General features: G+C 59.6%; 24 protein-coding genes. 13 read left to right on the forward strand and 11 right to left on the reverse strand.

Going from position 1 to position 24,724, the window contains the following annotated elements; all coding sequences use genetic code 11:
- From G5221_RS19495 to trhA, 3 genes are all read right to left on the reverse strand, one after another.
- A partial coding sequence (locus G5221_RS19495) for a retention module-containing protein (protein WP_421263748.1) occupies positions 1-1,491 on the reverse strand: 1,491 nt, incomplete at its 3' end.
- Positions 1,492-1,715: 224 nt separating this feature from the next.
- Positions 1,716-3,377: a putative transporter gene (locus G5221_RS19500; protein ID WP_216952965.1), complete on the reverse strand. Its 1,662-nt coding sequence runs from the start codon at positions 3,375-3,377 to the stop codon at positions 1,716-1,718.
- Between the two features lie 127 nt (positions 3,378-3,504).
- Complete coding sequence (trhA, locus tag G5221_RS19505) at positions 3,505-4,140, reverse strand: PAQR family membrane homeostasis protein TrhA (RefSeq protein WP_158111314.1); 636 nt, start codon at positions 4,138-4,140, stop codon at positions 3,505-3,507.
- A 175-nt stretch (positions 4,141-4,315) separates the two neighbouring features.
- Here trhA and G5221_RS19510 point away from each other — a divergent pair, with 175 nt between their 5' ends.
- The 3 genes from G5221_RS19510 (at position 4,316) to G5221_RS19520 (ending at position 6,802) form a co-directional block, all read left to right on the forward strand.
- Positions 4,316-5,839, forward strand: coding sequence for an aminotransferase class V-fold PLP-dependent enzyme (locus tag G5221_RS19510; RefSeq protein WP_266135345.1), 1,524 nt, complete (start codon positions 4,316-4,318; stop codon positions 5,837-5,839).
- Between the two features lie 90 nt (positions 5,840-5,929).
- Positions 5,930-6,481, forward strand: a complete 552-nt coding sequence (locus G5221_RS19515; RefSeq protein WP_041210614.1) for a septation protein A — start codon at positions 5,930-5,932, stop codon at positions 6,479-6,481.
- Positions 6,482-6,505: 24 nt separating this feature from the next.
- Positions 6,506-6,802 carry a YciI family protein gene (locus tag G5221_RS19520; protein WP_421263749.1) on the forward strand — a complete coding sequence of 99 codons (297 nt, stop codon included), beginning with the start codon at positions 6,506-6,508 and terminating at the stop codon, positions 6,800-6,802.
- An 80-nt stretch (positions 6,803-6,882) separates the two neighbouring features.
- Here G5221_RS19520 and cysQ read toward each other — a convergent pair whose 3' ends face one another.
- Together cysQ and G5221_RS19530 are read right to left on the reverse strand one after the other, a co-directional pair.
- Complete coding sequence (gene cysQ, locus G5221_RS19525; RefSeq protein ID WP_266135346.1) at positions 6,883-7,638, reverse strand: 3'(2'),5'-bisphosphate nucleotidase CysQ; 756 nt, start codon at positions 7,636-7,638, stop codon at positions 6,883-6,885.
- Between the two features lie 47 nt (positions 7,639-7,685).
- A complete protein-coding gene (locus G5221_RS19530; RefSeq protein ID WP_323137706.1) occupies positions 7,686-8,546 on the reverse strand; it encodes a DeoR family transcriptional regulator in 861 nt (286 codons plus the stop codon).
- A 274-nt stretch (positions 8,547-8,820) separates the two neighbouring features.
- On the opposite strand from G5221_RS19530, the gene kbaZ reads away from it, so the two are divergent.
- The 10 genes from kbaZ to G5221_RS19580 all read left to right on the forward strand — a co-directional run bounded on the left by kbaZ (position 8,821) and on the right by G5221_RS19580 (position 18,785).
- Entirely contained in the window at positions 8,821-10,134 is a 1,314-nt protein-coding gene (kbaZ, locus tag G5221_RS19535) for a tagatose-bisphosphate aldolase subunit KbaZ (RefSeq protein WP_266135347.1), read from the forward strand.
- A 12-nt stretch (positions 10,135-10,146) separates the two neighbouring features.
- Complete coding sequence (locus G5221_RS19540) at positions 10,147-11,316, forward strand: SIS domain-containing protein (RefSeq protein WP_266135348.1); 1,170 nt, start codon at positions 10,147-10,149, stop codon at positions 11,314-11,316.
- Positions 11,316-11,789 carry a PTS N-acetylgalactosamine transporter subunit IIB gene (agaV, locus tag G5221_RS19545; protein WP_159157552.1) on the forward strand — a complete coding sequence of 158 codons (474 nt, stop codon included), beginning with the start codon at positions 11,316-11,318 and terminating at the stop codon, positions 11,787-11,789. The genes G5221_RS19540 and agaV overlap by 1 nt, the downstream gene beginning before the upstream one ends.
- A gap of 15 nt (positions 11,790-11,804) precedes the next feature.
- On the forward strand, positions 11,805-12,578 hold the full coding sequence (gene agaW, locus G5221_RS19550) for a PTS N-acetylgalactosamine transporter subunit IIC (protein ID WP_005354369.1): 774 nt from the start codon (positions 11,805-11,807) through the stop codon (positions 12,576-12,578).
- Complete coding sequence (agaE, locus tag G5221_RS19555) at positions 12,568-13,446, forward strand: PTS N-acetylgalactosamine transporter subunit IID (protein ID WP_005354370.1); 879 nt, start codon at positions 12,568-12,570, stop codon at positions 13,444-13,446. Before agaW ends, agaE begins: the two co-directional genes overlap by 11 nt.
- A 48-nt stretch (positions 13,447-13,494) precedes the next feature.
- The gene (gene agaF / locus G5221_RS19560) at positions 13,495-13,935 is read left to right on the forward strand and encodes a PTS galactosamine/N-acetylgalactosamine transporter subunit IIA (protein ID WP_156854829.1); all 441 of its coding nucleotides are present in this window, start codon (positions 13,495-13,497) and stop codon (positions 13,933-13,935) included.
- A complete protein-coding gene (gene nagA / locus G5221_RS19565) occupies positions 13,936-15,135 on the forward strand; it encodes an N-acetylglucosamine-6-phosphate deacetylase (RefSeq protein ID WP_421263750.1) in 1,200 nt (399 codons plus the stop codon).
- Entirely contained in the window at positions 15,126-15,980 is an 855-nt protein-coding gene (locus tag G5221_RS19570) for a tagatose bisphosphate family class II aldolase (RefSeq protein WP_266135350.1), read from the forward strand. The genes nagA and G5221_RS19570 overlap by 10 nt, the downstream gene beginning before the upstream one ends.
- A 104-nt stretch (positions 15,981-16,084) precedes the next feature.
- Complete coding sequence (malX, locus tag G5221_RS19575) at positions 16,085-17,554, forward strand: maltose/glucose-specific PTS transporter subunit IIBC (RefSeq protein WP_266135351.1); 1,470 nt, start codon at positions 16,085-16,087, stop codon at positions 17,552-17,554.
- Positions 17,541-18,785, forward strand: coding sequence for a MalY/PatB family protein (locus G5221_RS19580; protein ID WP_266135352.1), 1,245 nt, complete (start codon positions 17,541-17,543; stop codon positions 18,783-18,785). The genes malX and G5221_RS19580 overlap by 14 nt, the downstream gene beginning before the upstream one ends.
- A gap of 97 nt (positions 18,786-18,882) precedes the next feature.
- Here the strand turns inward: G5221_RS19580 and pdxJ are convergent, their stop codons facing one another.
- The 6 genes from pdxJ to lepA form a co-directional block, all read right to left on the reverse strand.
- Positions 18,883-19,620, reverse strand: coding sequence for a pyridoxine 5'-phosphate synthase (pdxJ, locus tag G5221_RS19585; RefSeq protein WP_421263751.1), 738 nt, complete (start codon positions 19,618-19,620; stop codon positions 18,883-18,885).
- Between the two features lie 84 nt (positions 19,621-19,704).
- Positions 19,705-20,415: a DNA repair protein RecO gene (gene recO, locus G5221_RS19590; RefSeq protein WP_041210624.1), complete on the reverse strand. Its 711-nt coding sequence runs from the start codon at positions 20,413-20,415 to the stop codon at positions 19,705-19,707.
- A 14-nt stretch (positions 20,416-20,429) separates the two neighbouring features.
- Positions 20,430-21,329: a GTPase Era gene (gene era, locus G5221_RS19595; RefSeq protein WP_033112795.1), complete on the reverse strand. Its 900-nt coding sequence runs from the start codon at positions 21,327-21,329 to the stop codon at positions 20,430-20,432.
- The gene (gene rnc / locus G5221_RS19600; RefSeq protein WP_005335394.1) at positions 21,326-21,997 is read right to left on the reverse strand and encodes a ribonuclease III; all 672 of its coding nucleotides are present in this window, start codon (positions 21,995-21,997) and stop codon (positions 21,326-21,328) included. Before rnc ends, era begins: the two co-directional genes overlap by 4 nt.
- Positions 21,998-22,921: a signal peptidase I gene (lepB, locus tag G5221_RS19605; protein ID WP_005335395.1), complete on the reverse strand. Its 924-nt coding sequence runs from the start codon at positions 22,919-22,921 to the stop codon at positions 21,998-22,000.
- Positions 22,922-22,924: 3 nt separating this feature from the next.
- Complete coding sequence (lepA, locus tag G5221_RS19610; RefSeq protein WP_005335396.1) at positions 22,925-24,718, reverse strand: translation elongation factor 4; 1,794 nt, start codon at positions 24,716-24,718, stop codon at positions 22,925-22,927.
- Positions 24,719-24,724 lie beyond the last annotated feature (6 nt).

Here is a 24,724-nt window from a genome sequence, read left to right on the forward strand (position 1 = left end):
AGTCTCGCCCTTGAGCTCGACCGCCTTGGCTTCCGCCACCGACAGGTTGCCATCGCCAATCGCCGCCAGGTCGATGCCCGGCAGGTCAGTATCCACTTCATAACCTTCGCTGTCGGTCGCGGTGGCGCTGTTGCCCGCCACGTCGGTGCTGGTCACGCTGGCATCGATGGTGCGGTCGCCATCGGCCGCCAGGTCGCTGCCCGCCACCAGGATGGTGAAGCGGCCATCGGCATCCACCGGACCGGTGAACGGTTTGCCGTTGACGGTCAGGGTGACGGTGTCCCCTGCCTTGAACTCGCCGCTCACGGTGCCGCTGACCGGGATCTGCTGACCCGCTTCGGCGGCGTTGATGACGTCGTCGGCGGTGATGTCGGCATCCAGGGTGATGGCCAAGTCAGGGGCCTTGCTATCAACACTGCCATCGTCGGTAGAGGTACCTGTGTTGCCAGCCGGATCGGTGATGCTGGCCGTCACCTCATAGCTGCCTTCGGCCAGCGGAGTAGTTACATCTACGCTGTAGCTGCCACCAGGTTGTACCGTGGCGGTCAATTTTTGCAGGTTACCATTGGCATCGGTCACGACCAGAGTGACCGTGCTGCCAGCAGGTGCATCCGTAGTACCCGTGATGGTCGGGGTGGTGTCATTGGTATTGTCAGGTGCATCAACAGTAATCACTGGAGCGGTTACATCCACACTGCCATCATCAGTTGCACTGCCGGTATTCCCCGCAGGATCGGTCACTGTGGCGGTGACGGTATAAGAACCCTCGGCCAGTGGGGTAACCACATCCACGGTGAAGGTGCCATTAGGTGTGACAATAGCGGTCAGGGTCTGCTGATTGCCGTTGACATCGGTCACCACCAGGGTCACCGTGCTGCCTGCAGGCGCATCCGTGGTTCCGGTCAGGGTCGGAGTGGTGTCATTGGTATTGTCTGGCGCTACCACGGAGATGGTTGGAGGCGTAAGGTCAAATACCTCATCTTCTCCAGCCGCATCCAGCGGTGGCTCGCCATTGGCGTTGTAGATAGTATCGAAGGTGGCTTCAGCAATGGTTGCGGAACCGGTACGGTCGATAGTGACAAAACCGCCGTTGCCACTGGCTCCGGCGACACCACCAACACCACCACCACCGGCAGCAGGTGCACCGCCTGCGGCGGAGGCTTCAAAGGCCTGGGTCGGGTCAGCGCCACCCAAAATGGCTTCTTGCAGGGCACTGATATCATCGGGTGTGCCTGCGGCACTGTTTTGCGCCAGCTGGGGAGCATCTTCCTCTTCGGCAGGCTCACTCTGCTCGCTGGCAGGTTGCACATTGAAAGACTGTCCGCCGCCCATGAAACTGGCGCCATCCGGCGACATGATCACCGCCCCTTTCGGCAGCACATCCCCTTCCACCAGCAACTTGCGGCTACCATCTGCAGCCACCTGATAAACTTGACCTTTGAGCTGGGTGACGGTTACGCCCTGTTCCAGAGTAACGGAATTGGTAATCATGTTCTCTCCTGAATCCTGATTTGCATGCAAAAAGCCACAGCCTACTCTGCACAGAGAGAGAGCAAATAACCAGTTCGAAAATTCGAAAGAATAGACTGATTTGAGGCTGGACCGTTCAGCCAGACAGAAGGGTGACGAGGGGATTACCGAAAAATAAAAACTAAAATTATCAATACATTATCATGACAGGAGCATGACAAGGCATGCTCCTGTCAGAATTAACCCTATGCACCGGCCCAGAGGATGATGGCCAGCAGTTGCGGCGAGATGATCCGCAAGAACATCACCAGCGGGTAGACAGTGGCATAGGAGAGCGCACTGGCACCACTGGTCGGGTGCATGGCGTTGGCAAAGGCCAATGCGGGAGGATCCGTCATGGAGCCAGCCAGCAAGCCACAGAGGGTGAGATAGTTCATCTTGCCATAGAGACGCGCCAGCACCCCGACCACCAGCAAGGGGATCAGGGTAATCGCTGCCCCATATAGCATCCAGGAGGGGCCATCACCGTTGATCAGGGTATCAACAAAGCCGGCCCCTGACTTGAAGCCAACCACCGCCAGAAACAGCACGATCCCGATCTCCCGCAGCGCCAGGTTGGCGCTGGGGGGCATGAACCAGTAGAGCTTGCCGATGCTGCCGATCCGCGACAGGATCAGCGCCACCACCAGCGGCCCCCCCGCCAGACCCAATTTGAGAGCGGCCGGGAATCCGGGCAGGTAGAAGGGGATGGAGCCGAGCAATACGCCGAGGCCAATCCCGATAAATACCGGCAACATCTGCACCTGTTGCAGTTTTTGCTGCACGTTGCCGACCACATTGGTCACGGCCTCGATGGCATCGAGACGACCTACCAGGTTGAGGATGTCACCAAACTGCAGACTGGTCTGGCTGGTCGGTACCAGCTCGATACCGGCCCGGTTGAGGCGCGAGATCACCACGTCATAGCGCTGTTTGATGTCAAGATCGCGGATCTTCTTGCCCAGCACCTGCTCGTTGGTCACCACGACCCGCTCCACCCTCAGGTCGGTACCGCGAGTCGATAGGGAAGTGTCGACCTCTTCACCCAGCACCAGCAACACCTTGTGCAGTGCATGGCGCTCACCAACCAGGTGCAGCAGGTCGCCCAGCTCGATACGGGAATCAGGGCGCGGCACCATCAGCTCGTCGCCACGCTTGAGGCGTGAGCAGATGACATCAGACTCGTCGAGACTCGGGATCTCGCTCAGCATCAAGCCATGCATGTTGGGGTTGCGTACCGCGATGTTGATGGTCTGCAAGCTCTCCTTGGTTTTACCTGTCTGCAACTCGAACTGGGCGGCTTCATCGTCGATCTTGATGCGAAAGAAGACCCTGACCAGCCACATGGTGAGCAAAATGCCGCAGATGCCGAATGGATAGGCCACTGCGTATCCCATCCCCATCAGCCCGGTTGAACCATGGGGAGCTCCCAGCTCCGCCAGGATCTGCTGACCCGCACCAAGAGATGGGGTATTGGTCACGGCACCGGAGAAGACCCCGAGGATCACCGGTAGCGGCACATCAAACAGTTGATGAAGTGCCGCCGCAACGATGCACCCCAGGATAACCAGCAAAGCAGCAAAGGCATTGAGCTTGAGTCCGGAGCTGCGCAATGACGAGAAAAAACCGGGGCCGACCTGAATGCCGATGGTATAGACAAACAGGATCAGGCCAAACTCTTGAATAAAATGGAGTGTTTGCTCATCGAGCGCCAGCTCTGACACCCCGGCAAAGTGACCCACAATGATGCCGCCGAACAGCACCCCACCGATCCCTAACCCAACGCCATAGACTCGCCAGTTTCCAAGCCAGAGTCCCAGCACTGCCACCAGCGACAACATGCTGATGGAAAGCGCGATTTCACTCATTTCGTGCATCCTTTGCGAATTGAACTGGCCCTAGCTTGTCAGCAAACGCTGATGCCAACTGTGTGATACCGCACGAATTTATCCTTTTACGCGCCAAAAATACCAATTAAGGGCTAGTTGCAAGACGTTAGGCGACGTAGCCGTAAATGGCCATAAAGTGACAAACGCTGCCACCCAGCACAAAGAGATGCCAGATGGCGTGGTTATAGGGGAGCTGCTTGGCCACATAGAAGATGACCCCGAGGCTGTAGATAAGGCCGCCAAGCCCGAGCAGCAACAACCCCTCACCGGCCAGATGGATATAGAGCTGGTAGATGACCACCAGCGACAGCCAGCCCAACATCAGGTAGGTAAAGAGCGACAACTTCTTGAAGCGGTTGATAAACACCAGCTTGAACACCACCCCGGCCAGCGCCAGGGCCCAGATCACCACCATCAACCCCTTCGCCAACGGCGTATCGAGCGCCACCAGCAGAAAGGGGGTATAGGTGCCGGCAATCAGCAGATAGATGGCACAGTGATCAAACACCTTGCACCAGCGTCTGGCACGCCCTTCAGCCATGCTGTGATAGAGGGTCGAGGCGAGATAGAGCAATACCAAACTGCCGCCATAGAGGCTGTAGCTCACCAGCGCCTGCGTACCCTGTCCCCATCCCTTGATGAGCAACAGCACCAGCCCGACAATCCCCAGCAACAATCCCGCACCGTGACTCAGCCGGTTTGCCAGCTCCTCCCGGGGGGAGTAATCCATCACACCACTCATAACATCGACTCCACAATAACTGTGGCTCACTCTACCCAGCGCCATTTCGGAGTACAAGTGTTCGCTTAAAAAATGGGGTGGCTGTCACCCGCCCCCCTTTGGTGTATGCTCTGCCGCCGATGCCCGAGACAAGCGGCATAGACACCTAACCCGGTGACCTGGTCTGGAGAACCTGATGAAGTTGACTGAGTTGTTTGCACAAGCGGATCCCGCCTTTGGCGAGGCGATGAACACCTTGCTGGAGAGCTTCCACCACTCCGACGACAGTCAGGCCCCCTATCAGCGCGACCTGTTCACCCACCAGCTCGATCAATCCCGCATGCCTGCAGTCGGCCAACCTATCGAGGAGTATCTGGCGCGGCTGGCTACTCTGGTACCCGGCGCCTCGCACCTCACCTCGCCACGCTACATGGGCCACATGACGGCGCCCCTGCCGGCCTATACCGCCGAGCTGTCGCGCCTGCTGGTGATGCTCAACCAGAATCCGATGAAGATGGAGTCCTCCCGCCTGCTCAGCTTTCTGGAGCGGGAGGTGCTGGCCAAGCTGCACCGCCTCATCTATGGCAGGGACGATGCCTTCTACGGCGAGCAGATGCATGCCAAGGATGCCGCCCTCGGCGTCATGACCAGCGGCGGCACCATCGCCAACGTCACGGCACTGTGGCTGGCCCGCAACCGCGCCTGCGGCGACAACCTGTTCGCGCTCTATGAGCAAGGCTATCGCGGTGCAGTCATTCTGGGCTCCCGGCTGATGCACTACTCCTTCGACAAGGGGATGGATCTGCTGGGACTGGGCGCCCGCAGCGTCTGGCGCCTCGAGACCGACGAGCAGAACCGGCTCAGTCTGGCTGCGCTGGAACAGGCGCTGATCCAGTGCAAAGAGCAGAAATTGAAAGTACTGGCATTGGTCGGCGTGGCAGGCAGTACCGACTTTGGCTCCATCGATCCCCTGCCTGAGCTGGCGGCCATTGCCGAACGAGAGCAGATCCACTTCCACGTGGATGCTGCCTGGGGTGGCCCGACCCTCTTCTCCCCCCGCTATCAAAACCTGCTGGCCGGGATCGAGCGCGCAGATACCGTCACCCTCGATGGCCACAAACAGCTGCTGGTGCCGCTCGGTACCGGCATGCTGCTCTGCCGCCAGCCCGACCTGATGATGGCGGTCAAGCGGGAGGCGCCCTATGCCATTCGCGCCACCTCGTTCGATCAGGGCCGCTTTACGCTGGAGGGCACCCGCCCGGCCAATGCCCTCTATCTGGATGCCGCCTTCCAGTTGTTCGGCCAGCAAGGCTATGCCAACCTCATCGAGGCCAACTACGACCGGGCCCGACTGATGGCCGAGCTCATCACCAGTAATCCGGCCTTCGAGCTGATGTCTGCTCCGGTGATGAACCTGCTCTCCTATCGCTGCATCCCGCCCCATCTGCAGGGCAAGGTGCTGGATGAAGCGGCCAACGAGCAGATCAACACCTTCAACGTAGCGCTGCAAAAAGCCCAGCGCGCCGAGGGGCACAGCTTTGTCTCCCGTACCCAGCGGGCAGTGGTGCGCTACGGTGCCCAACCCCTCACCCTGCTGCGCGCCGTGCTGCTCAACCCCCTGATTGAAGAGGGCCATATCCGCGACCTGCTGGCCGATCAGCAGCGACTGGGGCTCACCATTGCTCGCCAACTGTTTGGCGACAGCGCGGAACCGGCGTAAAAATGAGCGGTCTTATTCATTTGCCGTTGTCCACCGTGCAGGTAGACTGGGCGAAATTTGCAGGCCATTTTTGAGGACTAGGCGCCAACAATGAAGCAATTTATTGAATTTATTCCACTTATCGTTTTCTTCGCGGTCTACAAGTTCTACGACATCTACATGGCCACTGGCGCCCTGGTGGTGGTCACCGGTCTGCAGCTCGCCTATAGCTGGATCCGCTATCGCAAGGTCGAGAAGATGCAGCTTTTTACCTTCCTGCTGGTCGGCTTCTTTGGCGGTCTCACCGTGTTCTTCCACGATGACACCTTCATCAAGTGGAAAGTGACCGTCATCAACGCCCTGTTTGCGCTGGGTCTGCTCATCAGCCGCTACGGCTTTGGCAAAAACCTGATCAAGCAGATGCTGGCCAAGGAGCTGCAGGCGCCCGACGCCATCTGGGATCGGGTCAACCTCGGCTGGGCCGGTTTCTTTGCCGTCTGCGGCCTGCTCAATCTCTATGTGGCCTTCAACTTGCCGCAAGAGATGTGGGTCAATTTCAAGGTGTTCGGCCTGCTGGGGATGACGCTGGTCTTTACCCTGCTCAGCGGTGTCTACCTCTACCGCCACATTCCGGCTGATCAAAAAGAACAGCTGAAAAAATAACCCTCATCAGAAAAGGATTGTCTCATGTGGTATCTCATCTACTCCGAAGATGTTCAGGGCAGCCTGCCGCTGCGCAAGCAGGTTCGCCCCGCCCATCTGGCTCGCCTGCAAGCCCTGCAGGATGAGGGTCGGCTGCTGACTGCCGGCCCCAACCCGGCCATCGATGCCGAGGATCCGGCCGATGCCGGCTTTACCGGCAGCACCGTCATCGCCGAGTTTGCCTCGCAGGCGGACGCCCAGGCCTGGGCCGATGCCGATCCCTATGTGGCAGCTGGCGTCTATGCCAAAGTGACCATCAAGCCGTTAAAGAAGGTCTTCTGACCGCAAAGCGCATAGCGAAATAAAAAAGGCCGGACTGGAAGTTCATTCCAGTCCGGCCTTTTTGCATCCCGATATCTCGTTTATGCCTTGGCGACAAACCAGGGATTGAGGATATCGGGCTTGTTGTAGGCAAGGGGTGAACCATCGAGTTGGGTGACGCTGCCCCCCGCCCCCTCCAGCACCGCCTGCGCCGCGCCGGTATCCCACTCGCAGGTGGGTGCGAGGCGCGGATAGAGCTCGGCGCCCCCCTCGGCGATGATGCAGAACTTCAGCGAACTGCCCATAGAGACCAGCTCGATTTCACCAAAGGGAGCCAAGAAATCGAGGGTCTCCTGCGACAGGTGGTTGCGACTGCCCACCACTCTCCACGCCTCCCCTTCACGATGAGGCCGGGTCTGGATGGACTCGCGCTTGCCATCGGCGATGCGCCAGGCGCCTACTCCTTTGCCGCCATACCAGAGCTTGTTCAGCACCGGCGCATAGACCAATCCCCAGCGCGGCGCCCCCTCTTCAATCAGCGCGATATTGACGGTGAACTCGCCGTTGCGGGAGACAAACTCCTTGGTGCCATCGAGGGGATCCACCAGCCAGTAGCGGGACCAGCTGTGGCGCGCCGCCATCACCTCGGGCCCCGACTCCTCCGACAGCACAGGGATATCCGGAGTCAGCCGTGCCAACGCCTGAACGATCACCTCATGAGCCCCCTTGTCGGCCGCGGTCAGCGGACTCTCGTCGCTCTTGTACTCCACCGCGAAGGGCTGGCTGTAGATGGCCATGATGGCCGCCCCCGCAGCGCGGGCGACAGGTTCAAGTTCGGTGATCTCGGGGTGGTACATAACAGGCTCGATCAGTGAGTGAGAAACCCAGTCTATCGCGTTTGTCATCAACCGCTTATAGCTGATTGCACTGGATTATATTGCCCGCGCTTCTCCTGTCCCGTGCTGCCATCGGCCGGTACCAGCAGCACTTCGATACCGGCATTGCGCAGGCCGGAAAGGATATCGGCAGGCACGGCATCGTCGGTGATCAGGGTGTGAATACGCAGGGTATCGATGATCTTGTGCAGGCTGCGCCGGCCAAACTTGCTGGAGTCGGTGACCACCACAATCCGCTCGGCCACCTGACACATGCAGCGGTTTAGGCGTGCTTCGTCCTCATGATGGGTGCTGACGCCGCGATCCAGATCGATGCCATCCACCCCGAGAAACAGCATGTCAAAGTGGTAGTTTTGCAGGGACTGCTCCGCTTGCGCACCGTAGAAGGAGAGCGACTTGCGGCGCAGATGTCCACCCGTCATCAGCAGCTCCACCCCTTCTGCTTCGAGCAGTTCATTCGCCACGTTCATGCCGTTGGTCATCACCAGGATCTCCTGATGTCCCTTCAGATGGCGCGCCACCTCCAGTGTTGTCGTCCCCGAATCGAGGATAAGGCGGCAACCGGAGGGCACCAGGGTCGCCGCCAGCGCGCCGATCCGCTGTTTCACGGGAGTATTGAGCACACTCTTGTCGGCAATGGTGCGCTCCGGCACCGTCTGGCCTGGTTCACACAACAGGGCGCCGCCGTAAGCGCGCACGGCGATCCCCTGCTTCTCCAGAAAAGCCAGATCGTTGCGGATGGTCACGGTAGAGACCTGATAATGAGTCGCCAGCTCGTTGACCTGAACGCTGCCATTGCTGCGCAGCTGCTGAATAATCCGCTCCCGCCGCTCGCTGGTTCCGAGCGCACCTTTTTCGCTTGTTTGCATAGTTCTTCTGCCGGAATGCTGTAGTGAAAGATCGCTTTCACTTCGTTACGTTTGCATATTAACGCTCAGCGAAGGTGCCAAATCAAGCCTTCATTACGCTTTACCACCACTCTCATAATCTTTCCCCACTATTCAAATCCTTTCGATACCTTTCTTTTTGTGATCCCTTTCAAGATCTGACGACTCTTTTGTTTCGTTTTCTTTTCCTCCCCACTACCGTAAAGAAAAGAAATCGAAAGAACATTTCCATCCGCAGCAACCAAGGGACATCAAAATGAAATCCATGCTGGCACTGGTCGAAAGACATAAACAGGGAGAACAGACCGGGATCTACGCCGTCTGCTCCGCTCACCCGCTGGTGCTGGAGGCCGCGCTGCGGCTGGCCGCCGAAGGGGATGAGCTGCTGCTGGTCGAGGCCACATCCAATCAGGTGGATCAGTTTGGCGGCTATACCGGCATGACCCCCGCCGACTTTCACGATCGCCTCTACGAGCTGGCGGCACAGTGTCACTTTCCGGCGCAGCGCCTCATTCTGGGGGGCGACCATCTGGGCCCCAACCGCTGGCAGGGGGAACCGGCCGAGCAGGCCATGGCCCATGCCGGGGATCTCATCGCCAGCTATGTCGCTGCCGGGTTCAAGAAGATCCACCTCGACTGCAGCATGTCCTGTCAGGGCGATCCCGTTCCCCTGACCGACGAGCTGGTCGCTGAAAGGGCGGCACGGCTGGCGCAGATCGCCGAGCAAACCTGTCTGGCCACTTTTGGCGAGAGCGATCTGGTCTATGTGATTGGCACCGAGGTGCCGGTGCCGGGCGGTGCCCATGACGATCTTGCCGAGCTGGCGGTCACCACGCCGGAGGCAGCGCGCCATACCCTCGAGGCCCATCAAGAGGCCTTCAGCAAGGCGGGGCTGGCCCATATCTGGCCGAGGGTGATCGGTCTGGTGGTGCAACCCGGCGTCGAGTTTGACCATACCCGCGTCATCGATTACCGGCCCGAAAAAGCGGCTCCCCTTAGCCGGATGATCGAAGCCTATCCCCACATGGTGTTCGAGGCCCACTCCACCGATTACCAGACTCCCGAGGCTTACCGCCAGCTGGTACGCGACCACTTTGCCATTCTCAAGGTCGGCCCCGCCCTCACCTTCGCCCTGCGCGAAGCGCTGTTTGCCCTTGCCGCCATCGAGGAGGAACTGGTGGTTGCCAAGGCCTGTTCAGGTCTGCGCAAGGTGATGGAAGAGACCATGCTGGAGCGCCCCGACTTCTGGCGCAGCCACTATCAGGGCAGTGCCAACGAGTGCCGGCTGGCCCGTGGCTACAGCTATTCGGATCGCATTCGCTACTACTGGCCCGATAGCCGGGTCGATGAGTGCTACGCCAGATTGCTGGCCAATCTGGCGGCGGAGCCCATCCCCTTGCCACTGCTGAGCCAGCATCTGCCCCTGCAGTATCGCAAGGTGCGTCAGGGCACGCTCTCGGCCAATCCCCATGACCTCATTCTCGATCAGGTGCAGGAGGTGCTGCGGCACTACGCCAGCGCCTGCACTGCGGCCTCTCGCCGCCATTCCCAGCTCGACCCCGTTGTATAAGGAGTTGCAGACATGATCCTTGGTTATTCAGAAGAGATGTTGCGCAGTGCCAATGGCCTGGCGACTGCCCGTGAAATTCGCCAGCAACCCGCCACCTGGCGCGAGACCCTCGCCATGGTCGAGGAGTGCCGTCCTGCACTGACCCGTTTTCTGAAACCCCTGCTCGCCCGGCAAGAGCTGCGCATCATCCTGACCGGAGCTGGCACCTCCGCCTTTGCCGGTCGGGCGCTCGCCCCCTATCTCTCGGCCCACCTGCATGCCCGGGTCGAGGCGATCGCCACCACGGATATCGTCACCGACCCGGCCGAGTATCTGGCCGAAGATTGCCCGACCCTGCTTATCTCCTTTGCCCGCTCCGGCAACAGCCCCGAGAGCGTGGCGGCGGTCGAACTGGCCAGCCAGCTGCTCAGCCACTGCCACCATCTGGTACTGACCTGTAACGGTGAAGGGGCACTCTATCGCCGCTGCCAGCAAGATGCCCACTCTCTGGCCCTGCTGATGCCGCCCCAGACCAATGATCGCAGCTTCGCCATGACCAGCAGCCTGACCAGCATGATGCTGAGCTGTCTGGCTCTCTTCCTGCCAGAGCGGTTCAACCGCCAGCGCTGCGAGCAGCTGGTCACCACCAGTGACGCCATTCTGGAGCAGGTTGTGCAGCGCGTACCGGCCTGGAACGAACCGTTGCCCGAGCGGGTCATCTATCTTGGCAGCGGCAGTCTGCAAGGGGTGGCGCAGGAGGCGGCACTCAAGCTGCTGGAGCTGACCGCCGGCCGTCTGGTCGCCATGTTCGACTCCCCCACCGGTTTTCGCCACGGTCCGAAATCGGTCGTCAACGAGCAGACGCTCATCCTGCTGCTCATCTCCAACGATCCTTACACCCGTCAATACGATCTGGATCTGCTGCGCGAGCTGCGAAGCGATGGCAAGGCCGCCCGGGTGGTCGCCATCGCTGACCAGCGCCATCCCGCTATCGAGGAAGGTGAGCACATCTATCTGCCCGCCACCCTGCATGGCGACGATGCCCAGCTCGCCTTCTGCTACCTGCTCTATGCCCAGTACTACGCCTTCCATACCTCGCTGGGACTGGGGATCAGTCCGGACAATCCCTGCCCCACCGGTCAGGTCAACCGGGTCGTACAGGGGGTCAATATCTATCCGTTCCACCAAGAAGGAGTGCTGTGATGCCCAATATCGTATTGAGCCGGATCGATGAGCGTCTGATCCACGGTCAGGTCGGTGTCCAGTGGGTCGGCTTTGCCGGTGCCAATCTGGTGCTGGTCGCCAACGACGAGGTGGCAGAGGACCCCATCCAGCAGAACCTGATGGAGATGGTGCTGGCCGAAGGCATTGCGGTGCGGTTCTGGCCGCTCCAGAAGGTGATCGACAACATCCACAAGGCGGCAGATCGCCAGAAGATCCTGCTGGTCTGCAAAACCCCGACCGATTTCAACACCCTGGTTCAGGGAGGTGTCCCCATCTCCCGGATCAACGTCGGCAACATGCATTACGCCGACGGCAAGCGTCAAATCCACAAGACCGTATCCGTGGACGAACAGGACATCACCGCATTTCGCGCCCTGCGGGACGCCCGTGTCGAGTGCTATGTCCAGGGCGTGCCGACCGAACCGGCACAGGACATTTTCAATTTGCTCTGATTAAGGACAATTGTGATGGAAATCAGTTTGTTACAAGGTCTGCTGCTTGGCATCCTGGCGTTTTTCGCCGGACTCGACCTGTTCAACGGTCTGACCCACTTCCACCGTCCCGTGGTGCTGGGGCCGCTGGTTGGCCTCATCCTCGGCGACCTGCCCACCGGTATTCTGGTGGGCGGTACCCTGGAGCTGGTCTGGATGGGACTGGCCCCGCTGGCGGGGGCGCAACCGCCCAACGTCATTATCGGCACCATAGTCGGCGCCACCTTCGCCATCACCACCGGGGTCAAGCCGGATGTGGCGGTCGGGGTTGCCGTTCCCTTCGCCGTGGCCGTGCAGATGGGGATCACCTTCCTCTTCTCGGTGATGTCGGGGGTCATGTCCCGCTGCGATCGCATGGCCGAAGCGGCTGACGTGCGCGGTATCGAGCGGGTCAACTACCTGGCGCTGCTGGCGCTGGGCACCTTCTACTTCCTCTGTGCCTTCCTGCCCACCTACTTCGGGGCCGAACATGCCAAGGCAGCCATCGACGTGCTGCCTGCCCGCCTCATCGATGGCCTCGGCGTTGCTGGCGGCATCATGCCCGCCATCGGTTTTGCCGTGCTGCTCAAGATCATGATGAAGAACGTCTATATCCCCTACTTCATCCTCGGTTTCGTCGCTGCCGCCTGGCTCCAGTTGCCGGTACTGGCCATCGCCGCCGCCGCGCTGGCCATGGCCCTGATCGACTTCATGCGCACCACCACCCCGCAAGCTCGTCCTGTTCAGGAGGAAACCGAAGATGGCATCTAACAACACAGCTGCGCGGATCATCTCCAGCGCCGAACCGCACAATACCCGGCCACAATCCGACGACACCTATGAAGATCAGCAGCTTGGCGCCGAGCTGACCAAGCAGGATATCAACCGCTTTGCCTGGCGCTCCCTGCTGCTGCAGGCCTCCTTCAACTATGAGCGGATGCAGGCCTCCGGCTGGCTCTATGGATTGCTGCCGGCACTGCAGAAGATCCACACCAATCCGCGGGATCTCTCCCGGGCCATGAAAGGGCACATGGGCTTCTTCAACACCCACCCCTTCCTGGTCACCTTCGTGATGGGGATCGTGCTGGCGATGGAGCGCTCCAAGCAGAACGTCAACAGCATCCAGAGCACCAAGATTGCCGTCGGTGCACCACTCGGCGGGATCGGCGATGCCATGTTCTGGCTAACCCTGCTCCCCATCTGCGGCGGCATAGGGGCAGATCTGGCGCTGCAAGGCTCCATCATGGGTGCCGTGGTCTTCTTCCTGCTGTTCAACGTGGTCCACTTCGGCCTGCGTTTTGGTCTGGCGCACTACGCCTACCGCATGGGGGTAGCGGCCATTCCGGTCATTAAGGCCAACACCCGCAAGGTGGGCCATGCCGCATCCATCGTCGGTATGACGGTGATCGGCGCACTAGTCGCCACCTATGTGCGTCTTGGCACCACGCTGGAGATCACTGCCGGTGATGCAGTCGTCAAACTGCAGGCGGATGTGCTCGACAAGCTGATGCCCGCCTTCCTGCCGCTGCTCTACACCTTGGCGATGTACGCCCTGATCCGCAAAGGCTGGAGCCCGCTGCGCCTCATCGTCATCACGGTAGTACTCGGTATCGTCGGCAAGTTCGCCGGTTTCCTCTAATCCGGAGCCGGCAGCAAGCCGGCCCCCTTTGCAGTAAAGGAACTGACTATGTTGGGCATCATTATTTGTGGTCACGGCGGTTTCGCCAGCGGTCTGGAGCGCGCCATGCTGCAGATCCTCGGCGAACAGGAAGCGGTTATCGCCATCGACTTTCCCGAGAGCTCCACCACTGCCCTGCTGCAGGCGCAGTGCGAAGCGGCACTGACTGAGGTCGACAAGGGGGATGGCGTGGTTTTCCTGACCGACCTGCTCGGTGGCACCCCGTTTCGGGTCGCCTCTACCCTCTCACTGCACCAGCCAGAGCGGGAGGTTATTACCGGTACCAACCTGCAACTGCTGCTGGAGATGGTGCTGGAGCGCGATGGCCTCAGCGCCCGTGAATTCCGCCGGCAGGCCCTTGATTGCGGCCACCGGGGGCTCACCTCGCTAGCAGATGAGATGGGTAAAGAACGTCAGGCAGATGCCGCTCTCGTCGAGGAGGGTATTTAAATGACCTCACGGATCCGTGCCCGTCGCCTGCTGACCGAACAGGGTTGGCTGGAACATCAGGAGCTCACCCATGAAGGCGGCATCATCACCGCCATCGCCCCCATCACGGATGGCGATCCGGCACGGGATGTCGAGCTGCTGGTGCCTGCGCTGATCGATGGTCATGTCCACGGCGGTGCCGGCGTCGATGTCATGGATAGCGATGGCAATGCCCTGGCTACCTTGTCGATGGCCAAGGCGGCAGAAGGGGTCGGCGCTTTTCTTGCCACCACGGTCACCGCCCCACTCCCCGAGATAGAGCAAGCCCTTGCCCGCATTGCCGATGGCGTTGCCCGCGGTATACCGGGCGCCGAGCTGCTCGGCTGCTATCTGGAAGGGCCCTACTTCACGCCGGACAACAAGGGCGCCCACGATCAGGCGCTGTTTCGGGAGCTGGATATTGCCGAACTGACCCACCTGCAACAGCTCGCGCGCGGCAGCCTGAAGGTGGTCGCGCTGGCACCGGAAAAGCCCAACGCCATCGCGGCCATTCACCATCTTGCCGCAAACGGCGTGCGGGTGATGCTGGGCCACTCGGCGGCGGATCACGACACCACCATGGCGGCGCTGGCAGCGGGCGCCTCCGGGCTGGTGCACTGCTTCAACGGCATGCGCGGCCTGCACCACCGCGAACCCGGCATGGTCGGTGCGGGTCTTGTCCATCCCGCAGCCTGGCTGGAGCTGATCGCCGATGGCCATCATCTCCACCCGAGCGTGCTCAAGCTCTGTCACTGCTGCGCCGGCCAGCGCCTGCTCTTGGTCACCGATGCGATGCGCGCCGCCGGTATGCCAGACGGTCACTATCTGCTTGGCAACTATCGGGTCGAGATGAAAAACGGCGTGGTACGCACCGAAACCGGCGGTCTGGCGGGCAGCACCCTCACCCTGCTTGGCGCCGTACGCAACATGGTGCAGCTGGCGGATGTGCCGCTCGATGAAGCCATCGCAATGGCCTCGCTGGCACCAGCAAAGATGCTCGGCATTGCCGATCGCCTCGGTTCACTGGCGGTTGGCAAACAGGCCAACCTGCTCGCTCTCACCACTGAACTCAATCAACAACACATCTGGGTAGCTGGCCGGGAAATAAACCCGACCCAGCTCTCCTCCCTTTTCTCAGGATCTCGCGTCAATCAGGACGCTCAGGAGTCACTATGTATCTGATCTCTTCCCATGAAATGCTCAAAGATGCCCAGCGCCACGGTTATGCCGTACCGGCTTTCAACATCCACAACCTGGAAACCGTGCAGGTGGTGGCTCGCACCGCCGCTCGCATGCGCTCTCCGGTGATTTTGGCTGGCACCCCGGGCACCTATCGCCATGCCGGGGTCGAGTATCTGGTCTCCATCTGTCAGGCCGCGGCCCATGAGTACCGTATCCCGCTGGTGCTGCATCTGGATCACCACGAAGACGAGCAGGACATCCACAACAAGGTCGAAGCGGGCATTCGCTCCGCCATGATCGATGCCTCGCACTTTCCGTTTGAAGAGAACATCGAGAAGGTGCGCAGCGTGGTGACCTTCTGCCATCGCATGGGGGCCAGCGTCGAAGCGGAGCTGGGTCAGCTGGGCGGTCAGGAGGATGACCTCATCGTCGATGCCGCTCATGCCAAATTTACCGACCCGCTCAAGGCGGCCGAGTTTGTCCGCCGTACCGGTATCGACTCGCTGGCGGTGGCCATCGGTACCGCCCACGGCCTCTACAAGGAGGAGCCCCGTCTGGACTTCGCCCGCCTCGCCGCCATTCGCGAGCAGGTGGATATTCCGCTGGTGCTGCACGGTGCCTCCGGCGTACCGGAGGCCGATGTGCGCCGCTGCATCGAACTCGGGATCTGCAAGGTCAACGTTGCGACCGAACTGAAGATAGCCTTCGCCGATGCAATGAAAGCATTCCTTGGCTCTCATCCGGATGCCAGCGACCCGCGCCAGTATCTGGTACCCGCCATGGCCGCCATGGAGGAAGTTGTCGAGGCGAAAATCCGTATGTGCATGAGTAATAACAAGATTTGATAACAATAAAATTACGGTAACAGGTCTGGGAGATAATAATGATGGCTCGCGCATCCTTGCGAAATAAGGTATGGGAATTTGCCCAGAGTTTGGGGAAAACATTCATGTTTCCCGTCTCTCTGATGGCATTCATGGGATTACTGCTGGGGGTGGGGTCATCCATTACCAGCCCCTCCACCATAGATAATTTTCCTTTTCTTGGTGGGGAATATACCCAGCTCGTCTTCAATCTGGTGGCAACCGTAGGCAGCTTCGGCTTCACCTATCTGCCCATCATGTTTGCCATCGGTATTCCGATGGGATTGACCGAAAAGAACAAGGGTGTCGCGGCCTATTCCGGTTTCGTCGGCTATATGGCGATGAATATCGGGATCAACTTCTATCTCGCCAGTACCAATCAACTGGCTTCGCCGGAAAATATCAAACTGGCGGGGCAAGCCATGGTGATGGGGGTTCAGACCCTCTCCATGGGTGTGCTGGGTGGCATAGTGTCGGGGATCGTAACCTACTTCATCCATCGCCGTTTTTATAACCTCAAACTGCACGACGCCTTCTCGTTCTTCAGCGGCTTGCGCTCCGTGCCCATCATCACCGTGCTGGTCATGTCGCTGATCGGTCTCGCCATGCCGCTCTTCTGGCACTATGTGGCGCTCGGTATTACTGCGGTCGGCAACATGATCATCTCTGCCGGCTCTTTTGGTGCCTTCCTCTACGGAGTGGCCATCAACCTGCTCAAACCGCTCGGTTTGCACCACATCATGCTGGCCATGGTGCGCTTTACCCCGGCAGGCGGTACCGAGCTGGTCAATGGCGAAACCATTTCCGGCGCGCTCAATATCTTCTTCGCCCAGTTGAAAGCGGGTGAACCCATCAGCCCGGCAGCAACCGCCTTCCTGTCGCAAGGGTTTATGCCGACCTTTATATTCGGTCTGCCTGCTGCAGCGTTGGCCATGTATATGGCAGCCACGCCCAGCAATCGAACCAGAATCAAGAGCCTGATTATCTCCGGGGTACTGGTCTCTATCGTGACCGGTATTTCCGAGCCCATCGAATTCCTGTTCCTGTTTGTCGCGCCGGTACTCTATCTGTTCCATGTCTTTATGACCGGCGCCGCGCTCTTTGTGGTGGCCATGTGTGGCGTCACCATCGGCAATACCGATGGCAGTGCACTCGACCTGCTTATTTTCGGCATCATGCAGGGCTGGCAAACCAAGTGGTATCTGATAATTCCCATTGGCCTTATCTGGTCTGCCATCTATTTCACCGTCTTCTACTGGTACATCAAGAAATATGACATCAAGACCCCCGGCAGGGATGAGGTCGATGATATCCAGATTGCGAAACACGACCCGGCCGTGATCCTGAGTGCCCTCGGTGGCAAGGAGAATATCGTCAGCCTGGACAACTGCGTCACCCGGCTGAGACTGGTGGTACACGACATGGGCAAGCTGCAGGAGAAGATCCTGAAACAGGCTGGCGCCCTCTCCGTTGTAAAAATCGACGAGCACAGCGTGCAGGTCATCATTGGCGCTCAGGTTCAAACCGTGAAGGATAATCTCGATGCTCTCCTGTAAAGATCGGGAGGCCCTGCGCCTCCCAACCCCCTCTGCCGACTTGCCCCCCTCCCGTTTCGACGAGCTGGCAGATCGCATCAGCGACAAATGCCGCAAGTGGGATATGAAAGTGATCGAGAGCCGCTTTGGCCCCGTTCCTGCAGACAGCATTCCCATGTGGATTGCCGATATGGATTTCAAATCACCGCCGGCTGTGGCTCGCAAGTTCAGCGAAATCATCAGCTGGGGCACCTTCAGCTACACCCACTGCATCGATGATTTCTACGAGGCGGTCATCAACTTCCAGGCCCGCCACCACAAGGTCGCGGTGGAGCGGGAGTGGATCACCCTCTCCTATGGCACCGTCTCGACCCTGCATTACACGGTGCAGGCATTCTGCCAGCCGGGTGACAGCATCATCATGAACACCCCTGTCTATGATCCCTTTGCCAAGGCGGCCGAAAGGCAGGGGGTCAAGGTTGTAACCAACCCGTTAGCCCTGAGCAAGGGGCGATACCGGATCGATCTGGCGAAGCTGGAGGAGCAGATCATTGGCCACAAGCCCAAAATCTACTTCCTCTGCTCACCCCACAACCCGTCGGGCAGGATATGGAGTCAGGGCGAGCTGGAAGCCGTTGCCGACATCTGCCTGCGCCATCAGGTGTTGATGATGGTCGATGAAGTGCATGCCGAGCACATCATCCATGGCGAGTTCGTCTCCTTTCTGGCGCTGGAGGAGCGTTACTGCAACAACATGATGCTGATGAGCTCGCCCAACAAGGCATTCAATCTGGGCGGATTGAAAACCTCCTACAGCATCATTCCAAATCCGCAGATAAGAAACAGCTTCAGAGCGCGCCTTGAGCAGAACTCCATCACCTCTCCCAACGTGTTCGGGCTTTGGGGAATTATCACCGCCTATAACGAGTGCGATGAGTGGCTGGCTGACTTGAATCTCTATCTGAGAGAAAACTACACCCTTCTGGCGCGCTACTTCAGGGAGAACCTGCCCGACTTCCAAGTCATGCCGATGGATGCCTCCTATCTGGTCTGGGTCAATACCAAAGGGAGCGGAATGAGCGCAAGCGAGGTGACCCGCAGGTGGGCAGTCGAAGCGGGGGTCATCATCGAAGATGGCTCCCACTACGTCAGCGATGGCGAAGAGTATGTGCGGATCAACATAGGCACCTCCCGCCAGCTGCTCGGTGAGGCGCTGCAGCGTCTGGGAAAATGGGCACAGCAGCAGGTCTGACGGCTGTCGATATTCCCATCGGCAGAAACAACAAAAGGGACGCCATGGCGTCCCTTTTGTTTCATATGGCCACTGTGCGTTGCCAGTGCCCGAACCATCAGATCCCCTGACGGGCTTCCTGCATCAGCAGGCGCATATCGCTGACCGCCTTGGCCAGACCGTCGAAGGCGGCGCGGCCGATGATGGCGTGGCCGATGTTGAGCTCATAGAGCTCGGGGATGGCGGCGATGGCCTTGACGTTGTGGTAGTGCAGGCCGTGGCCGGCATTGACCTTCAAGCCTTTGCCAGCGGCATAGGAGGCACCGGCGGCGATGCGCTTGAACTCGGCGTTGCGCTCGGCATCGGTAGTTGCATCGGCGTAACGGCCAGTGTGGATCTCGATAAAGGGGGCGCCACTCTCGGCGGCCGCATCGATCTGGATGGGATCGGCGTCGATAAAGAGGGATACCTGAGCCCCTACCGCGGAGAGGCGAGCCACGGCGTCAGTCACCTTGGCCAGCTGACCGGCCACGTCCAGACCGCCCTCGGTGGTCACCTCGGTGCGCTTCTCCGGCACCAGACAGACGAAGTGGGGCTTGATGCGGCAGGCGATGCCGATCATCTCTTCGGTCACTGCCATCTCCAGGTTCATTCTGGTCTGGATGGTCTGGCGCAGGATCTCCACGTCGCGCTCAGTGATGTGGCGGCGATCTTCTCGCAGATGCACTGTGATGCCATCAGCCCCGGCCTGTTCGGCCACGAAGGCGGCCTGTACCGGATCCGGATACTGGGTGCCACGGGCGTTGCGCAGGGTGGCAATATGGTCAATGTTCACACCCAGATAGATTTCACTCATTGAGAACTCCTTGAAAGGCTTCATCTGTTGACTGCGCGGTCAGCGAATCACCCCGCGCCAATATCCGTATGTCTGTAATCTGTGTCAGCCTTGGATGCTGGCTTTGCGTTTTAAAAACAGCTCCCGGCTCTTTAACTGGCGTTTGCCCAGATAGGGTTGCAGCGCCAGTCGGCTGAAACGTTTGGCCGCCTGCAGCAAGGGAGGGGTATCGAAACGTCCCTCGGCAAAGGCGAGCAGGTGGGCACCGAGAAACAGGGTACGGGGATCCGGCGCCCGCTCGCAAGCAACAAAGCCCAATTCACGCTCGAAGCCATAGAGCAGGGTCGGCTCGATGGGCGACTCGTCATCCGCCGTGTATTCGAAATCCACCGCATAGCCGAGCGCCTGCAGCAGCAGAAACTCGAAGCGACGCAGCGGTAGCTCCGGCGTCTCGCCGTCAGCCAGCGCCATGATGGCACGGGCATAGGCATCGAACACCTCTGGAAACGGGGTGTGGGCTTCCAGCAGGTAGTAGACCAGCTCGTTGAGATAGAGGCCGTAGAAGAGGCGATCGCCACCGAGTCGCAGGGAGTGGTCGGGGCATTCGACCTGGGTGAGGTTCTTGAGATCCCCCTTGCCGCGCCAGGCAATGGTCAGCAGGGTAAAAGGTTGCAGCAGCCCCTTGAGAGGGGAGCGTGGCCCGCGAGAACCGCGAGCCACCAGGGTAAAGCGGCCACTATCCTGAGTGAATACCTCGACCAGCTGGCTGGTCTCACGATAGGGCCGGCTATGGATGACGAAAGCCGGGGTCAGCAATCAGTCAGCGCCACTTAATCGTCACCGTAGCCAAGACTGCGCAGGGCGCGCTCGTCATCGGCCCAGCCGGATTTGACCTTGACCCACAGCTCGAGGTGCACCTTGTTCTGGAACAGCCGTTCCATATCGAGGCGCGCTTCGGTGCCGATGGTCTTGATCTTCTCGCCCTTGTTGCCGATGACCATCTTCTTCTGGCCATCGCGCTCGACCAGAATGAGGCCATGGATGTGATAGATACCGCTCTCTTCCACCTTGAAGCGCTCGATCTCCACCGTCACCGAGTAGGGCAGCTCCTCACCGGTGAAGCGCATCAGCTTCTCGCGGATGATCTCGGAGGCCATGAAACGTGAGGAGCGGTCGGTCACGTAATCTTCCGGGAAGAAGTGGACGTTTTCCGGCAGCAACGGCTTGGCCCACTCGCGGATCTTCTCCACGTTGGTACCCTTCTGGGCACTGATGGGCAGGATATGGGCGAAGTTCATCTGCTGGCCCAGCCACTCGAGGTGGGGAAGCAGCTCCTCCTTCTCCTTGACGTTGTCGATCTTGTTGACCGCCAGCACCACCGGGCACTTGAGATTGCGCAACTTGCCCAGCACCATCTCGTCATCTTTGGTCCAGTGAGTACCGTCCACCATGAATACCACCATGGCCACGTCCCCCAGCGAACTGGTGGCGGCGCGGTTCATCAGGCGGTTGATGGCCCGTTTCTCTTCAATGTGCAGACCCGGGGTATCTACATAGATGGTCTGGTAGTTATCCTCTGTGTCGATCCCCAAAATCCGGTGACGGGTGGTCTGGGGTTTCTTCGAGGTAATGCTGACCTTCTGGCCAAGCAGCTTGTTGAGCAGGGTGGACTTGCCCACGTTCGGGCGGCCCACGATGGCGACAAAGCCGCAGTAGGTAGTATCTGTCATGACAGTTTTTCCAATGCTTGCTGCGCCGCGGCCTGTTCGGCCTTGCGACGGCTGGTGCCGACCCCGACGAGAGGACCATCCAGACCTTCCACGTCACACTGGACAGTGAACTCCTGATTGTGGGCCTCGCCCTTGACGTTGGTCACGGTGTAGGTCGGCAGGGATTTGCGGCTTCCCTGCAAAATTTCTTGCAGACGGGTCTTGGGATCTTTCTGCTCGATGCCCGGCTTGATCTCTTCCAGGCGGCTGGCATACCAGCTCAGCAGCAGTGTCCGCACCGTCTCAAGATTGGTATCCAGATAGACGGCACCGATCACCGCCTCGACCGTATCGGCCAGAATGGATTCGCGGCGAAAACCGCCGCTCTTGAGTTCGCCGGGGCCGAGGATCAGGTGATCACCAAGGTCAAACTCCCGGCCCAGTTCGGCCAGGGTCTTCTCACGCACCAGGGTGGCGCGCATCCGGCTGAGATCCCCTTCCGCCGCTTGCGGGAAGCGGTGGAAGAGATCGTCGGCAATCACCAGACTCAAAATCGAGTCACCCAGAAATTCCAGTCGTTCATTGTGACGGGAACCGGCGCTGCGGTGAGTCAGCGCCCGGGTCAGCAGTTCCAGATCCGCAAAGACATGCCCGAGACGGGACTGCAGTCTGTTCATCTTGATATTCATTTACTTGATTCCGCCAATGCGGTTGAAGCGCACACCTGTCGGTACCCAACTTGGCAGCAGGGAGCCTTCTTCGCGCTCGAATTCAAAACTTATCCAGATAGCGACCGCCTTGCCGACCAGATTCTGCTCGGGCACAAAGCCCCAGAAGCGGCTGTCGGTGCTGTTGTCGCGGTTGTCGCCCATCACGAAATACTGGCCTTCCGGTACCACCCACTCGTCGGGGTAGGTGCCGGGCTGGCGATAGTAACGGCCAACCATGTCGGGCATCAGCGGATTGCGCAGGGTCTCGTGGGAGACATCACCCAACTGCTCGGTATAGCGGTCAAGGGGGATCCCCATCTGGGTAAATTCGCCTCTTTGTTCAAACTTGACGTCGAGCTTCTTGAAGCCCGGGCACGTTTTCCCTTCCTGCTCCTCGCACTTGGGCCGAATCATCAGCTCCTTGTTGCGATAGATAACCCGATCACCCGGCATGCCGACCACCCGCTTGATGTAGTCAACGCGCGGTTCAAGGGGATACTTGAACACCACCACGTCGCCACGCTTGGGCTCGCCAGTCTCGAGGAACTTGGTGTTGGTCACCGGGTCCCGCAGACCATAGGCAAATTTTTCCACCAGGATGAAGTCGCCCACCAGCAGGGTGGGCATCATGGAACCTGACGGGATCTGGAACGGTTCAAAAATGAACGAACGCAGGATCAGCACAAAGGTGATGACCGGGAAGACCCCGGCGGTCTGCTCAATCCAGACCGGCACGGGGGCGACCTTGGCCAGGGTCTTCTCATCCAGGTGGGCACCGCCATGGGCACGAGCCACGGCAATCTTGGCGGCGCGCTGCTTGGACCAAATCATCTTGTCCAGACACCAGATAACACCGGTGATCGCGCAGACCACCACCAGGATCAGGGAAAACGTGCTTGCCATCTATTAATCCTTTCCGACGTGGAGAATCGCGAGGAAGGCTTCCTGCGGCACGTCGACACGGCCGAGGGACTTCATCCGCTTCTTACCTTCTTTCTGCTTGTTCAGCAGTTTCTTCTTACGACTCACGTCACCACCGTAGCACTTGGCGGTTACGTCTTTACGCAGAGCCTTGACGGTGCTGCGTGCGATGATCTGGTTGCCGATGGCCGCCTGAATGGCGATATCGAACATCTGGCGCGGGATCAGCTCGCGCATCTTCTCCACCACCTGACGACCGCGATACTGGGCGTTGTCCTTGTGGGTGATGATGGCCAGGGCATCGACGCGCTCACCGTTGATCATGATGTCCAGACGGACCATGTCGGAGGTTTCGAAACGCTTGAAGCCGTAGTCCAGCGAGGCGTAACCGCGACTGGTGGACTTCAGACGGTCGAAGAAGTCGAGCACCACTTCCGCCATCGGGATTTCATAGGTCAGTGCCACCTGTTTGCCGTGATAGACCATGTTGGTCTGCACGCCACGCTTCTCGATACAGAGGGTGATCACGTTGCCCATGTACTCCTGCGGCAGCAGGATATGACACTCGGCGATCGGCTCGCGCATCTCCTTGATGCTGGTGATGGCAGGCATCTGGGCCGGGCTGTCGATATGGATGGTGGAGCCGTCGGTCAGCTCGATCTCGTAGACTACGGTCGGAGCCGTGGTGATCAGATCCAGATCGTATTCACGCTCCAGACGCTCCTGAATGATCTCCATGTGCAGCATGCCGAGGAAGCCACAACGGAAGCCGAAGCCCAGCGCAGTAGAGCTCTCAGGTTCGAAGAACAGGGAGGCATCGTTCAGGGAGAGCTTGTCGAGGGCGTCACGGAACGACTCGTAGTCATCGCTGGAGATAGGGAACAGACCCGCATAAACCTGCGGCTTCACCTTCTTGAAGCCGGCCAGCGCCTTGTCGGCACCGTTCTTGGCCTGAGTCAGGGTATCGCCCACCGGCGCGCCGTGGATGTCCTTGATACCGCAGACAACCCAACCTACCTCGCCGCAACCCAGACCCTGGGTATCCACCTGCTTGGGCGTGAAGATACCGATACGATCGACACCCCACACCTGACCGGTGCTCATCACCTTGATCTTGTCGTTCTTCTTCAGGGAACCGTTCTTGATCCGCACCAAAGAGACAACGCCCAGATAGGAGTCGAACCAGGAGTCGATGATCAGCGCCTGCAGCGGGGCATCCGGGTCACCTTCCGGCGCCGGGATCTTGGCGACGATCTCTTCCAGCACCAGATCAACACCCAGACCAGTCTTGGCTGAGCAGCGCACCGCATCGACCGCGTCGATACCGACGATGTCTTCGATCTCCTCGGCAACCCGCTCGGGTTCTGCGGCCGGCAGGTCAATCTTGTTCAGCACCGGCACCACTTCCAGATCCATTTCCATGGCGGTGTAGCAGTTGGCCAGAGTCTGTGCCTCAACCCCCTGGCCGGCATCCACCACCAGCAGCGCCCCTTCACAGGCCGCCAAAGAGCGGGAGACCTCGTAGGAGAAATCCACGTGGCCCGGGGTGTCGATAAAGTTCAGCTGGTAGGTGTTACCGTCTTGTGCCTGGTAGTTCAGGGTCACACTCTGTGCTTTGATGGTAATGCCGCGCTCGCGCTCCAGATCCATGGAGTCAAGCACCTGAGCCTGCATCTCGCGGTCGGACAAGCCACCGCAAGTCTGGATCAGACGGTCCGACAGGGTCGATTTACCGTGGTCGATGTGCGCAATAATCGAAAAGTTACGAATGTGTTTCATCGAGCA

Origin of the sequence: Aeromonas sp. 602200 (assembly GCF_049173895.1) — a bacterium.
Lineage (GTDB): Bacteria > Pseudomonadota > Gammaproteobacteria > Enterobacterales > Aeromonadaceae > Aeromonas > Aeromonas veronii_A.

Excerpts from the sequence above, each read along its gene's own strand:
- G5221_RS19500 (WP_216952965.1), bottom strand. The coding sequence starts at position 3,377 with ATGAGTGAAATCGCGCTTTCCATCAGCATGTTGTCGCTGGTGGCAGTG.
- trhA (WP_158111314.1), bottom strand. The coding sequence starts at position 4,140 with ATGAGTGGTGTGATGGATTACTCCCCCCGGGAGGAGCTGGCAAACCGG.
- G5221_RS19510 (WP_266135345.1), top strand. The coding sequence starts at position 4,316 with ATGAAGTTGACTGAGTTGTTTGCACAAGCGGATCCCGCCTTTGGCGAG.
- G5221_RS19515 (WP_041210614.1), top strand. The coding sequence starts at position 5,930 with ATGAAGCAATTTATTGAATTTATTCCACTTATCGTTTTCTTCGCGGTC.
- G5221_RS19520 (WP_421263749.1), top strand. The coding sequence starts at position 6,506 with ATGTGGTATCTCATCTACTCCGAAGATGTTCAGGGCAGCCTGCCGCTG.
- cysQ (WP_266135346.1), bottom strand. The coding sequence starts at position 7,638 with ATGTACCACCCCGAGATCACCGAACTTGAACCTGTCGCCCGCGCTGCG.
- G5221_RS19530 (WP_323137706.1), bottom strand. The coding sequence starts at position 8,546 with ATGCAAACAAGCGAAAAAGGTGCGCTCGGAACCAGCGAGCGGCGGGAG.
- kbaZ (WP_266135347.1), top strand. The coding sequence starts at position 8,821 with ATGAAATCCATGCTGGCACTGGTCGAAAGACATAAACAGGGAGAACAG.
- G5221_RS19540 (WP_266135348.1), top strand. The coding sequence starts at position 10,147 with ATGATCCTTGGTTATTCAGAAGAGATGTTGCGCAGTGCCAATGGCCTG.
- agaV (WP_159157552.1), top strand. The coding sequence starts at position 11,316 with ATGCCCAATATCGTATTGAGCCGGATCGATGAGCGTCTGATCCACGGT.
- agaW (WP_005354369.1), top strand. The coding sequence starts at position 11,805 with ATGGAAATCAGTTTGTTACAAGGTCTGCTGCTTGGCATCCTGGCGTTT.
- agaE (WP_005354370.1), top strand. The coding sequence starts at position 12,568 with ATGGCATCTAACAACACAGCTGCGCGGATCATCTCCAGCGCCGAACCG.
- agaF (WP_156854829.1), top strand. The coding sequence starts at position 13,495 with ATGTTGGGCATCATTATTTGTGGTCACGGCGGTTTCGCCAGCGGTCTG.
- nagA (WP_421263750.1), top strand. The coding sequence starts at position 13,936 with ATGACCTCACGGATCCGTGCCCGTCGCCTGCTGACCGAACAGGGTTGG.
- G5221_RS19570 (WP_266135350.1), top strand. The coding sequence starts at position 15,126 with ATGTATCTGATCTCTTCCCATGAAATGCTCAAAGATGCCCAGCGCCAC.
- malX (WP_266135351.1), top strand. The coding sequence starts at position 16,085 with ATGTTTCCCGTCTCTCTGATGGCATTCATGGGATTACTGCTGGGGGTG.
- G5221_RS19580 (WP_266135352.1), top strand. The coding sequence starts at position 17,541 with ATGCTCTCCTGTAAAGATCGGGAGGCCCTGCGCCTCCCAACCCCCTCT.
- pdxJ (WP_421263751.1), bottom strand. The coding sequence starts at position 19,620 with ATGAGTGAAATCTATCTGGGTGTGAACATTGACCATATTGCCACCCTG.
- era (WP_033112795.1), bottom strand. The coding sequence starts at position 21,329 with ATGACAGATACTACCTACTGCGGCTTTGTCGCCATCGTGGGCCGCCCG.
- rnc (WP_005335394.1), bottom strand. The coding sequence starts at position 21,997 with ATGAATATCAAGATGAACAGACTGCAGTCCCGTCTCGGGCATGTCTTT.
- lepB (WP_005335395.1), bottom strand. The coding sequence starts at position 22,921 with ATGGCAAGCACGTTTTCCCTGATCCTGGTGGTGGTCTGCGCGATCACC.
- lepA (WP_005335396.1), bottom strand. The coding sequence starts at position 24,718 with ATGAAACACATTCGTAACTTTTCGATTATTGCGCACATCGACCACGGT.